This is a genomic window from Pedobacter sp. NEAU-ZC8, assembly GCF_059278965.1.
In genome coordinates, this window is record NZ_JCAJXC010000025.1 from 17,182 (window position 1) to 30,282 (window position 13,101).

11 protein-coding genes are annotated in these 13,101 nt (G+C 38.2%); 7 read left to right on the plus strand and 4 right to left on the minus strand.

The window, feature by feature from the left end; all coding sequences use genetic code 11:
* Positions 1–9 precede the first annotated feature (9 nt).
* Together AC5WJX_RS16735 and AC5WJX_RS16740 are read left to right on the plus strand one after the other, a co-directional pair.
* On the plus strand, positions 10–1,146 hold the full coding sequence (locus AC5WJX_RS16735; protein ID WP_494485441.1) for a glycosyltransferase family 4 protein: 1,137 nt from the start codon (positions 10–12) through the stop codon (positions 1,144–1,146).
* A 34-nt stretch (positions 1,147–1,180) separates the two neighbouring features.
* On the plus strand, positions 1,181–2,545 hold the full coding sequence (locus AC5WJX_RS16740) for an oligosaccharide flippase family protein (protein ID WP_494485442.1): 1,365 nt from the start codon (positions 1,181–1,183) through the stop codon (positions 2,543–2,545).
* Positions 2,546–3,011: 466 nt separating this feature from the next.
* Here AC5WJX_RS16740 and AC5WJX_RS16745 read toward each other — a convergent pair whose 3' ends face one another.
* Positions 3,012–4,325: a hypothetical protein gene (locus AC5WJX_RS16745; protein ID WP_494485443.1), complete on the minus strand. Its 1,314-nt coding sequence runs from the start codon at positions 4,323–4,325 to the stop codon at positions 3,012–3,014.
* Between the two features lie 170 nt (positions 4,326–4,495).
* On the opposite strand from AC5WJX_RS16745, the gene AC5WJX_RS16750 reads away from it, so the two are divergent.
* The 4 genes from AC5WJX_RS16750 to AC5WJX_RS16765 are packed head-to-tail and all read left to right on the plus strand — an operon-like array spanning position 4,496 to position 8,876.
* Complete coding sequence (locus AC5WJX_RS16750; RefSeq protein ID WP_494485444.1) at positions 4,496–5,080, plus strand: gluconate 2-dehydrogenase subunit 3 family protein; 585 nt, start codon at positions 4,496–4,498, stop codon at positions 5,078–5,080.
* 1 nt (position 5,081) lies between these two features.
* Positions 5,082–6,779 (plus strand): GMC oxidoreductase, encoded by a 1,698-nt coding sequence (locus tag AC5WJX_RS16755; RefSeq protein ID WP_494485445.1) that lies wholly within the window; start codon positions 5,082–5,084, stop codon positions 6,777–6,779.
* 7 nt (positions 6,780–6,786) lie between these two features.
* A complete protein-coding gene (locus AC5WJX_RS16760) occupies positions 6,787–7,701 on the plus strand; it encodes a glycosyltransferase family 2 protein (RefSeq protein ID WP_494485446.1) in 915 nt (304 codons plus the stop codon).
* A gap of 2 nt (positions 7,702–7,703) precedes the next feature.
* On the plus strand, positions 7,704–8,876 hold the full coding sequence (locus AC5WJX_RS16765) for a glycosyltransferase family 2 protein (RefSeq protein WP_494485447.1): 1,173 nt from the start codon (positions 7,704–7,706) through the stop codon (positions 8,874–8,876).
* 4 nt (positions 8,877–8,880) lie between these two features.
* Here the strand turns inward: AC5WJX_RS16765 and AC5WJX_RS16770 are convergent, their stop codons facing one another.
* A complete protein-coding gene (locus tag AC5WJX_RS16770) occupies positions 8,881–10,173 on the minus strand; it encodes a glycosyltransferase (protein ID WP_494485448.1) in 1,293 nt (430 codons plus the stop codon).
* 91 nt (positions 10,174–10,264) lie between these two features.
* Here AC5WJX_RS16770 and AC5WJX_RS16775 point away from each other — a divergent pair, with 91 nt between their 5' ends.
* Positions 10,265–11,224, plus strand: coding sequence for a hypothetical protein (locus AC5WJX_RS16775; protein WP_494485449.1), 960 nt, complete (start codon positions 10,265–10,267; stop codon positions 11,222–11,224).
* Positions 11,225–11,243: 19 nt separating this feature from the next.
* Here AC5WJX_RS16775 and AC5WJX_RS16780 read toward each other — a convergent pair whose 3' ends face one another.
* Together AC5WJX_RS16780 and AC5WJX_RS16785 are read right to left on the minus strand one after the other, a co-directional pair.
* Positions 11,244–12,095: a beta-1,6-N-acetylglucosaminyltransferase gene (locus AC5WJX_RS16780; protein ID WP_494485450.1), complete on the minus strand. Its 852-nt coding sequence runs from the start codon at positions 12,093–12,095 to the stop codon at positions 11,244–11,246.
* Positions 12,096–13,100 (minus strand): UbiA family prenyltransferase, encoded by a 1,005-nt coding sequence (locus AC5WJX_RS16785; RefSeq protein ID WP_494485451.1) that lies wholly within the window; start codon positions 13,098–13,100, stop codon positions 12,096–12,098. It lies immediately after the preceding gene.
* Between the last annotated feature and the right edge of the window lies 1 nt (position 13,101).

Consider the following 13,101-nt stretch of genomic DNA (forward strand, 5'->3'; position numbering starts at 1 on the left):
TACAGATACATGAAAAACAAGATTAAGGTTCTGCATACAATCCGACAGGGGAAAATTGGCGGTGGTGAAACGCATGTAATAAATTTAATAGAACAATTGAACAGTGAACATTTTGAAAGTCTCTTGTTAGCATTCACCGAAGGACCTATGGTAGACAAGATGCGGGCTAGAGGTATCAAAACTTATGTATTGAAAACAGAAAAGCCGTTTGATTTTACAAAGTGGGGTCAGGTAGAAAAGATCCTAGTAGACAACAAAATTGATATTGTTCATGCACACGGAACTCGTGCTAACTCGAACTCCTTCTATGCCGCACGAAGATGTGGAATTCCACTGATATACACTGTACACGGTTGGTCATTCCATCCTGATCAGAGTTTCTTTGTCAAAAAAATTCGCTTGCTTAGTGAATCGCAATTAATAAAGAAATCTGACTTTACTATCTGTGTTTCAAACAACAATCTTTTGGATGGACGAAGCCACTTTAAGATTGCAGCAGCGAAAGTAATACGGTCAGGGATTGATCTTGAAAAGTTTAACTATCGACTGGGGGTTTCTGACCTTAGGGGCGAATTCGGTATTGGTGAGAGAGACATCCTCGTGGGGTACGTTGTTAGAATAACGAAACAAAAGGATCCATTTACCTTAATTAAGGCGATAAGTTTGATACCTGAAGACCTCAAGATTAAGTTTTTGTTTGTTGGAGAAGGGGATCTGAAAGAACAATCTATAGCTTTGGCGACGCAGTTGAAAGTTCATGATAGAATTATATTCACACCGTTTAGGGAAGATGTTCCTGTTGTTTTAAAGGCAATAGACATCTACTGTCTGCCATCTCTATGGGAGGGTCTTCCTATTGGATTATTAGAAGCTATGGCTATGAAGAAAGCTGTAATTGCTACTGCAATTGATGGGACCAAAGAAGTAATAGAACACATGAAAAATGGAATTCTAGTTCCGGTGTCGTCACCGCAAGTACTAGCTGATTCCATTATGATGCTTGCTGGCAACGTGGAACTGTTAAACAGTTTAGGTGCAAATGCTTTAGAAACAATTAAAAGAGACTACGATAACGAGAGAATGACCAAGCAAATCGAGAATATATACATTGAATTGAGCCGACGGAATGGTCATCTTAAATTATAGCCTCTAAGTTCTTGACTACCGAATATTATTCCCCATGCAGCTCATAAGAAATATTCTACTATCGCTAAAAAACATCCATTTACAATCATTAATTGGAAATGGTGTAATGGCAGCTTTTGGTATGTTAACGATGGCACTACTTTACCGTGCATTATCGTTGAAGGAAATCGGTATATACGTATTCTTTATGGCCATTTTTGGCTTGATTGATACTTTAAGATCCGGCTTCTTGACAACATCATTCATAAAGTTTTACTCGGGTACCAATGAAATGAGGGCACGCGAAGTTGCAGGATCAGCTTGGGCTATAGCTCTGGTAATAACAGCGATATTAATCTTGATTAATGGAATTGTTTATATTTTACCATTGGAAATAACAGATGAGGGTATCTTTTTGTTAATAAAGTACTTTTCACTTATTTCCTTGGCGACATTGCCGACGTTTATGTCAAGTTTGGTCTTACAAGCTGATAAAAGATTTGACCGGTATCTTTGGGTAAGGTTAATCAACCAAATTCTATTTACTGGCACGGTGATCGTGCTAATGACCTTAAAGGCCGCCAACTTGCAGTCGATTATTTTGACCTACATTATGTGTAATCTAAGCGCAAGTATTATCATTATGATATTCGGTTGGTCTAGAATTAACTCTTTGAGGTTCACAACCAAAAATTCGATTAAACAGTTATTTGACTTTGGAAAGTACAGCGTGGGCACTTATGTCAGTTCTAATTTGTTTAAAGTTATTGATACGTTCTTCATCAGTTATTTCCTCGGACCGGCTGCACTGGCCATCTATAATTTATCTGGAAAATTAATCCAACTTGTTGAAATGCCACTACTTAGCTTTGCATCTTCCGGCATGCCGAGCTTATCAGGGTATTTCAATAATGATGACAAGGATAACATGATGTTTGTAATGAAAAAGATGATCGGGATAGTTTCCATTTTAATATTCGGTATAGCATTGCTTTCAATAGTCTTTGCGGAACCTATTATATTGGCCATCGGTGGCGAAAAGTATTTGAATACAGAAGCTGTAAATCTGCTAAGAATTTTTATGGTAATGACTGTCCTGTATCCCGCTGACCGGTATTTTGGTTTAACACTTGACGTAATCCACATGCCCAAAATTAACTTTTATAAGATTTTGTGTATGCTGGCGGTAAATTTACTTGCCGACTACATCGGAATAATGTTATTTAAATCTGTCTACGCTATCGGAATTGCTAGCATTTTCCCGATAGTACTTTCTATATTCATAGCATATGTACCATTAAATAGATACAATGCCTTTAATTTTTGGAATATGTATGTTATTGGATATAGAGAACTCAAAGGAATTATAATAAAGAGCTATAATTCGCTGTTTCCAAAAGAAAATGGTACGACTAGGTAGTGATCTAAGCTATTCCTAAATATGAGTTGAAGTAAATTGAACTTGTTGCGGGTGTTGGGTTATTGCAAGTACTGTAGCCTCAAGCTCGTGGTAAGGAACATCAAATTACGGTATCTACAACCCTGGGCAGACCAATGCAGAAAGTTAGAGAACGGCTTAATTATGCCGTTTGTAAGAAAGTTTCAGATCGTTACTTGTTTAAAGATAATGTAGGTGCAGGTATTGGCTGAAGAATAGATGCAGATACAACTACACTAGGAGACACAAATTAATAAAGGGAGCTAATGGATTGACGTGCTCTGCTGGCGGCGTGTAGCAGCAGGTGAACTTTATAAGATTCATCCTGCCACTGTAGATTATGTAAATTTGAAAAGCTCGCAATTGAAAAGTTCGACTTTGGAAGCGTTAAGAAATCCGTCGTACACAGCGTACCCGCTCAGTTTGGGGCAAATATTATAACCAAACCTTATAACGCTCCAATCCCCGGAACCTTGGATTTAAAGTTAACGTTATCGTAAACGGCATCATTTAAGGTTTTGTAATAAAGATTATTTTTGTCCACTAGGGGTTTTACCCCGCTTATGTTGTGAATCATATTAGAAGGCTGTGCTGTGTTACTTACAAGTTCAAAGCCTAGGTTATTGTAAAATTCTAAACTCCCCCCAGTGTTATAAAGATCTAAAATTTGACCGTCCCAATCTTTTGAAGTGTTCATTCTGCCAACGGTATTGTTAAAGACCTTGGCGTTAACGAATGTGGTTTTTCCGGGAGCGATCTGTCGCTCAAAAGCTTGAAGTTCAAATGCACCATACTTTCTGGTATTATAGCAAATATTGTTGTAAATCATGTTCGTTTCGGGAACGTTTCCTCTAGAGTAAAGCCACATTCGAATTGCATTTCCTTGATAATTAGTTAGCTTGTTGTCGTGGAAACTGCCGCTCCCTTCCATAAAGAAAATACCATTATGATTATTATTTGTGAAATTTACATTATTTACCACGTTATGGTGTATGTTGTAATTTTGCACATTAGTAAACGAACACACACTGCCAGCATCTGTGTTTTGAAATGTATTGTATGCAATTTCAACATCCTGAAAAAAGCCGGTATCTTCACCCTTATTCTTATCAAAGCTACCTCCGAATGATATTGTCCCGGCATTTTCAAATATACAATTTAGGATCTTGAATTTTTGGGTCCTTGTTTCTGGCGTGCCTAGATAGCGGAAGTCTTGTCCATTGCTCCGTTCACCAGCTATAACATAATTACTTACGTTCTTAAATTGCAAGTTTTTGAGGGTAACGCCAGTAAGACTTCCATTCATTAAAATAGCGCGATATTTAATATCTTGAAATTTAAATCCCTGCTTTATGTCATCGTTAATCTCACCAGAGAGAGTCACATTTTTAAGATTTTCTGTGTACATTGATTCCGTTACGCTAACTACGCCAGAGCCTTTTACGTAAATTCTATAACCATCCTGTGCAATCAAATTCTTCAATGTAACGGTCTGATATGCCCCTTCCATTATCAAAATCTTCGCATTCCCTGTGATATTTAAAGTATTGCCATCAATCATTAGATTTCCATATCCAACTCCAACATTGATCAATTTAGCGTCTGCAGGAATACTGTCCTTGACTTGTTGCTTGACATCTTCGGGCTGTTCGTACCCAGGCTTCGGTTGTGTCTCAACTGAGATTGGACTTTTCTTACATGATGCACAGGAAATAAAAAGAAATATACTAAGCGTGAGAAGGATTTTGGAGAGGGGTACCATAGTTTTTAGTAGCTAATTTAAAGATAGTAGTTAAACACCGATAATCTACGAAAATCTTTTGAGTCAAGGAATTTCAACGATAATTAAAAGTTTTACAAAAATAGCGGAAGTTATGCATATTTAATTTAAAACTTGAAGGTACATGACTATCTTTGGGGAAATCGCACTCAATGGATAGAAGGAACTATTTAAAATCAATTTTGGCACTTACCGGCCTAGGCATTGGTTCCTATTCAGTCTTTAACTTGTTAAAAGTATCAGAACCTCACGCATATATAACATTACATGACTGGCAGATAAAAAGCTCTTTAATATCAGAACTATCTGAAGTCATTATTCCGGAAACCGATACTCCAGGAGCCAAAGAAGCGGGAGTGGCGAACTACATCATTTCTGTAATGAATAAATGTCATAACCAACAAGATCAAAAAAGTTTTTTATCCGGACTTGAAGAAGTGGAAGAGTTTGCTAGGAGCAATTTTGGTAAGACGTTTTTAGAATGTGATCCCCCTTCAAAGCAGGAAATTGTAAAGCATTTTTCATACAGCTTGATTGAGTCTTCAGATCTTCTACTGAAGATTAAAAATAAGTTTATTGGAAAGTCATTCTTTTATAAACTTCGTGAGCTTACCGTTCAAGGATATTGTATATCTCACCTGGGAGCTACAAAAGGTCTTGCTTATGACCCCATACCTGGAATTTACAAGGCCTGCATACCATTATCTTCCAATCAAAAATCTTGGGCTACGAAATAACATGTACATCAATAACCAAGCAAAAAAACAGCACTCATACGATGCTATAGTTGTAGGATCAGGGATAAGCGGTGGATGGGCTGCAATGGAACTATGTAAAAAAGGTCTCAAGACTTTACTTCTTGAAAGAGGGAGAGATGTCAAGCACATCGATGATTACCCGACTGCTACCATGAATCCCTGGGACTTCAAAAATGGCTTAAATAATACGTTAGAGGATCGACTCGCTGACCCTATACAAAGTAATGGATACAGCCCCGCAGACAAGCATTTTTATGTGAGCGATTTGGAGCACCCGTACATTCAAGAACAGCCATTTCATTGGTTTAGGGGATACCAGATTGGTGGAAGGTCGTTAACATGGGGCCGTCAGTGTTATCGATTAAGCGATTTAGATTTCGAAGCGAATGCAAGAGAGGGAGTGGGGGTTGACTGGCCAATACGATACAAGGACTTATCAACATGGTATGATTATGTAGAGTCTTTTGTAGGTGTAAGTGGGCGTAAGGAAAATCTGAAACATTTGCCTGACGGGGAATTCCTGACTCCTATGGAACTTAACTGTATCGAGCAGCATTTGGGAGATAGTATTAAGCGAAACGATGAAACCCGATTATTGACAATTGCAAGAATAGCCAACTTAACTCGAGGCTGGCAAAATCGCGGGCCGTGTTTGAATCGAAATCTTTGTTCAAGAGGATGCCCCTACGGTGGCTATTTCAGTAGTAACAGTTCAACAATACCTACAGCTGTTGCCACCGGCAATTTAACACTTAGGCCATTTTCCATTGTAACTGAAATTCTTCTCAATCAAGACACAGGAAAAGCTAAAGGCGTAAGAATTATAGATTCTGAAACAAATGAAGTCATTGATTTCAGCTCCCGAATCATTTTCGTAAACGCCTCAACGATCGCAACCGCGGGAATCTTATTGAACTCTAAATCAGATTTGTTTCCCGACGGTTTTGGAAACAACAGTGGCGAGGTAGGACATAATTTAATGGATCATCATTCGTCCGCGGGCGCCCAGGGTATACACCACGAATTTAATGATCGATACTATAAAGGGCGCCGTCCTTGTGGATTTTTGATTCCAAGATATCGGAATTTGAGTGCTGATGAAGATCATGGGTTTATTAGGGGGTACAATATACAGGGTCGGGGTGAGCGAATGGAATGGGCCGATATGTCTCGTAAGACTCAGGGTTTTGGAAGAGACTTTAAAAATCAGATTACGGTCCCTGGACCTTGGAGTGTTTGGATGGGGGGCTGGGGTGAGTGCTTACCATATCACGAAAATAAAGTGACTTTAGACCTTGTAAAAAAAGACAAATGGGGGATTCCTCAGTTACGAATTGACTTCTCCTTCAAAGATAATGAAGAAAAAATGATGAATGATATCAGGGAAACATCAGGTGAGATGCTTGATCAAGCAGGCTTTAAAGAGGTGCAAACCTTCATTTATGACAAACCTGGAGGATCTACTGTCCATGAAATGGGTACTGCGCGGATGGGGTTAGATCCGAAGACCTCTGTTTTAAACAAATATAATCAGATTCACGATGTCAAAAACGTATTTATTACGGATGGCAGTTGCATGACATCTTCTGGATGTCAAAGTCCATCGTTGACTTATATGGCATTGACAGCCCGCGCTTGTGCATATGCATACCTAGAATTAAAACGTGGAAATTTGTAAGTCAAATATGATCAAGACATCTATTATAACTGTCAACTATAATCAGCCTTCAGTAACAGTTGAATTTCTAAAGTCCGTCGTGGCTAATACTAACCAGAATGAGACAGAAGTTATCTTAGTCGACAATGGCTGTGATGAAGATCATAGTCAGCTTTTCAAATCCATTTACCCCCAATTAAAATATGTAAGCTCCCCGATTAACTTGGGATTTGCCGGGGGTAACAATCTCGGTGTTAAAATTGCTCGTGGTACGTTTTTATTATTCTTGAATAATGATACTGAAATAACGCCATCTATGTTAGATGTCCTTACCTCTGAGCTTGACTCGAATATTGAAATTGGAATAATCTCTCCGTTAATCGCGTATTTCGATGATCCCAAAATAATTCAATATGCAGGCTTTACACCAATGAACTACTTAACCTGCCGTAATGAAGGTATTGGAAACATGGTAGAAAATGTAGGTCAATACGACAAGGAAAGTAGAGAAACAGCCTATTGCCATGGAGCAGCAATGATGTGTCGTAGGGATGATTTATCTAGCGTGGGTTTGATGGAAGAGTCGTATTTTCTATATTACGAGGAACTAGATTGGTGTGAGAAGTTTAAGAAAGCAGGGAAAAAGATTTGGTTCACTGGCAAAGCAGTCGTATTCCATAAGGAATCAATAAGCGTAGGGAAGGAGAGTCCAATCAAAACATACTTTATGACACGTAATAGAATGTTGTTTATCAGGAGGAATACTGCTTTGCTAACAACCATTTTGTTTAGCCTATATTATGTACCCTTTGTTTCAGCCATAAATATTACCTCTTACTTACTTCGGGGACGCATTGACCTCGCAAAACAAGTTCTTGCAGGTGTGCTTTGGAATTTCCAAAATAAAAAAGATAGTGGAGTTCTTGGCTTTAAAATAAAATAAATATGATCATTGCATTCTGGATTGGACTTTTAATAATTGTGTACACCTACATCGGTTACGGCCTATTGTTATACATACTTGTGCGGTTAAAACGTCTGTTCAAGCGTCGCGTTGCTTTTGTTGAAAACCACACAGACCCGAGCGTTTCTATATTGATTGCGGCTTATAATGAAGAATATTTGATAGAAGACAAGATCGTTAATACACTCGGATTAGACTATCCCAAAGATAAGGTTCAAATCATTGTAGTTACAGACGGGTCAACTGATTCGACCGCTTCAAAGGTCAGGAAATATCAGGATGTACTTCTTCTCCATCAAGTTCAACGCGCCGGCAAAATGGCTGCAATTAAAAGAACAATCCCCTATATTACGGGCGAAATCCTATTATTTACTGATGCCAACACATTTCTAAACTCATGCGCTGTTAGAGAGTTGGTTAAGCATTATCAGAATGCACGAGTAGGTGCCGTTGCCGGTGAAAAACGTATAATTGTAGAGGAAGCAGCAGATGCTAGCTCGGCAGGTGAGGGATTCTATTGGAAATACGAATCCTTTCTGAAAAAACTTGATTATGAGTTGTATTCTAATGTTGGGGCTGCTGGAGAACTATTTAGTATTAGGACAGAGCTTTATGAGCCAGTTGAGGCTGACACAATTATTGATGATCATATGATCGCCATGCGTATTGCGGAAAAGGGGTACATAATTGCATATGAACCGAATGCATTTGCCATTGAAACTGCCTCCGCAAACGTAAAAGAAGAATTAAAGCGTAAGATAAGAATAGCCGCTGGTGGAATTCAGTCGATATTGCGCCTAAAGAAGGCTGCTAACCCATTTATTTATCCTGCATTAACCTTCCAATACTTAAGTCATAGAGTACTAAGATGGACGCTTACACCTGTCTTACTCCCAGTCATTTTTATAATTAATGTGATAATCGTGTTTAAAAATAACGACTCGCTTTATATTGTGCTACTCTTTGCACAATTCGCATTTTATTTATTAAGCGTACTCGGATTATACTTTGAACGACGAAATATTAGAATCAAGGCCTTATTTATTCCGTTCTATTTTTGCATGATGAACTATGCAGTGATTGCAGGCATTGTTCGGTACTTTCGAAATGCCCAAAGTGCAGCCTGGGAGAAATCAGCAAGAAAGTTATCTTAGAATACTACTGAACTTTAGCGTTCAAGTGGGAGTTAAGAATTTCCGCAAACTGGGCGGCTCTTACCTCCCATGTATTCTTTTTGGCAAGTTGCCTACGCTGTTCTCTTTTGTCTTCATTGTCGTTCTGCAAAGCGTCGTTCAATGCAGCACTGAAGTTAATCGGCGTTTCACAATATGCCACAAAATCATCTGTATAGTCCCTTAGATCTTCGTTGAAGTCTGTTGCCACTACGGCTTTGCCCGCGCTTAAATATTCAAATAGCTTTATCGGAAAGATCGTTTTGCTCACCTGATCTTTTTTGAAAGGTATGATCGCCACATCAAAATTGTCTATAATTTGTTGCACTTCTTGATGGGGAATTGACCCTAGAAAGTGCACGTTTTGCAATTGATAAAGTGCATCTGGCACGAACCCTTCCGAAATGGGGCCCGCGAATACAAAGGATTTATCAGAATTAAGCAAAATTACATCGATGATAAGCTCATAGTTAATTCTGCGCTCGATTGTTCCTAAATATCCTATCAATGGACCCGGTACGTCTCTCAATTTTTCGTGCAAGATACTTGATGTACTCAATGTGCTTTTCGGGTTCAAGTTGGTTCCATTTGGAACGAAGTATGTATTACGGTTTTGACTTGTCTTTTCGAGGTAAAGGGCTTTGCTGGTACAAATCACCAAGTCGCTCTTTCTTACAAGTTGATTTTCCGAATAGATGCCGTGCTTCATATCGTATGGAACAATCATAGGATCTACGCATTGATAGACAGTCAAGGTTGGTTTTATTCTCTCAGCTATGCCTGGATAGTGGAAATTGAAGGCATTAACATAAATGAAATCTGTGATTTTCTCTTTTGAAATGATTTTTTTCAGCCTTTGTGCTACAATAAATTGATTAATGTTTAGCAATCTTCGAAAGACTATCCCTTCCGGGATGAAGTTAATTGGGAGTACCGGCGGCGTGACAATGATCTCTAAATTATCCGTGTCGGTTTTAAGTCTTCCATCTGAAAAATAGGAAAACTTTCGCTTTCTTAATTTAAGCTCCTTTGTATTAAATGATGTTTTAAGGTAATCCTTAAGGGTAAATGGATAATCAATAAAAAACACCTTGTTGTGTTTTGCTAGGTTTTTAGCAATAAAAAACGATGTCGATTGTATGTTTCCATCAAAACGAGCATTTCCTAGGAATATAATTACTTTGTCTTTTAAGAGCATTGTATCAGTGGGCGTCAGTAGTTGAGAAAGGCTTGACGCTTCTAAGATAATATATTTTTTATTATCCTTGTCAGCTAACAAGTACAAAGACTCCGATGTGAGTGCTAATTAACATGCATGTGCATTGTATTGGGAATTTTTGTTATCTTTCTCAAAATTTCATAGCAAATACATGCCCTCAATATTTACCAATAAACTGTTCAGTTTATATACACGAATCAAACATCCGAAAGTTCCTCCTGAACTAAGATATTTTTACAGAGACACATATAATTCTAGATTTGCTCAGGCAAAGTATCTGCTTAAAGACTACATATTCAAGAAGAAGTACAAAGAAATAAGTTTTCACGGCGAGTTTGGGCCGGAGTTACAGTTTGTATTGCCTTTTGCTTATTGGCATCACAAAAATGGTACACTGCTGAGTACAAAATCTTCTAAGTTTACGAAGGAATTCTATTTCTTTTCGGAGAATCATGCTGAAGTATTTGAAAATAGAACTAATGAAGGGAACTATAATTTTGAGGTCCCACGTGTCTTGTATAGTCATGATTATGACATGAGCAAATGGCTTGCAGTTCCGTTGAAAAAACAATATCAAAACGACATCTATGTTTACCCAAAACCATTGTTGATTATTGCCAATAGGTACAACATGGAATGGAATGGACCTCCAATTAGTTACTTTGATATACCGACCTTGGACTTTATTGTCAGTAATCTCAAGGATCAATTCACGATAGTCTATAATCGTCCCCGGCCGGAAAATATCACTGAAGATAACAGCGAGACTTATGACCTCAATGAATTCGAATGGTTCAAAGACACTCATCCGGAAGTGCTATTTCTGCAAGAACTTTACGAAGAGAATAGAGGAAACGCCAATAATTTCAACCATCTTCAATTAATGGTTTATGCAAATGCAAGCCACTTTGTGTCAATACATGGTGGAACCTCAGTACTTGCCAGCTATTTTGGAGGTATTAATTTGATCTTATCAAAGCAAGGACCTGAACACCACTTTAATTGTTATAATTCGTTGTATCCGAAACTTTCAAAAGCAAAAATTTTACATGCTAAAAATGAAGAGGAAGTAAGAAAGTACATCTTAGAAGATTTTCTGGTGTCAAACTAGATCGCTACCCGTTGGGTTATTACACCTCTAGATCTATCATATCTAGTATACGTACATCAACCTTGATGTCAAACTTTCTAGCAAATACCATATTAGAAGCTTTCATTGGAGCTAGATCTTCAAAGGTAAGCGTTTTTGGACTTGCCTTTTGTTCGGACCAATCTATATACCTAAGATTATTGTTTTCTGTTTTGTGTCTGAATGGAGAATTCATTATAATAGTAGCTACAATAAATTCGTCAGTGCACCATGCATACTTTAGAAAACTGTTAAGCTTCCTATTTTCCTCCAGAGTTGACACTAGATACAAGGCACAATCGCCTGTGATTGTCCACCAAGTTGATTTACTTCCACCATAAAGTGTTTTAAAAAATGGAAATTTTCTTTTTGGTAATAGAGTGTTCACTATGTTCTGAAGTAAATACTTCCCAGGAACGTTCAGGTCAGTAAAGTGATATTTTTCATATCGATTCCGTGCAAGTTGCCACCATTGGGAATCGGAAGCATGATCATATGAAATAAAGCTTGTTCCTAGATTCGACTGAAAAAAAGCTAACATTTTTTCAGTCGACATCAAAGGGTAATCCTGACCACTAATTACATTGATAAAATCATATTTTTTACCTGAATCAAGAATTTCACGAACCGATTTGATGATGCTCATAAGAACACTGTTTCCTCCCCAGTTACAAGCTGTTCTGTTTTTTACAAATAAGAATTTGGCATCACGCATAATGTGACTAAACTGCTCAATCGGGATTTTCTTATCTATATGTACGAACAAGTCAAAGTTCGGATGTTGCAGTCGTTTTAATAGCCTTAGCAACTGCTCTGGGTTTTTATGAGCTACTATTAAATGTGCAATTTGCATTTAGAATCTATTTACAATAATGCATTTTAAACCTATAAAACAATCCCTAACAGCACTAAATATGTTCATTGGGAAGATCAGAATATGAGCGCAAAGAATAAGCCACGCGAAAGGTTCCGTTAAACAAATTTGAATTAACAAGGCTATCGGAAGAAACACTATATAAAATTCATTAAGCACCAGCTGATATCCCTCAGACGCTTTGGTCAGGATAATGCGGAGTTTACGTTTAAAAATCAGCAGGCGCAATGCTGCTAAACCCACGTAGATGAATACACTCCATAGAATTGTTCCATCCATAACGAAACTAATGAAGGTTAAAAAAGCGACAAGTTCGATGATGAACAGCACAAGTTCAACGGGCTTAAAGCCCGCTGGATCTGTAGCGGTTGCAAACGTCATTGTGCCAGACTTCAGATCATTATCCCGATCATGAAACTGGTGCCACAATATCCCACGGATTCCATAAATGAACGACCAGAACGCAATTGCCAAATACCACAACAGCTGGGCTTCAACCTCCATAAAATAGATCAAACTAGCTGTCATCAGCAGTGCCGGAAAAAGATGAGCACCCATTGCATCACATGCCACCCCTAATAAGCCACGCTCCTTAAAACGAAAAGGTCTGATGGAATACAGGCTGAATGCCAGGTAAGCCATATTATAGAAAAATATACTTTTTATATCAGGATAGAGCAACCAGCTGAAAAATAAGCTACCTGCAAGTATAGCGGCTAAAAGAACAACTCGAATAGGAGTTGGAACCTTTGCCATGCTATTTCGTTTACCAGCGGCCAAGTCATCCTTGATGTCTGTTACATCATTTACAACACTCACATAAACTGCTCCCACAATGACCGCAATCAGTAACAGTAAAATCTGCGTTATTGCGCTTTGCAGTGGATAGTTATAGTAGATTACAGTAGCATAGGCTACAGAAAGAAGCGGAGGGAGCTTGTATTCCCACCATTCAACATACCGCGTGAATTTGAGTAAATTCATA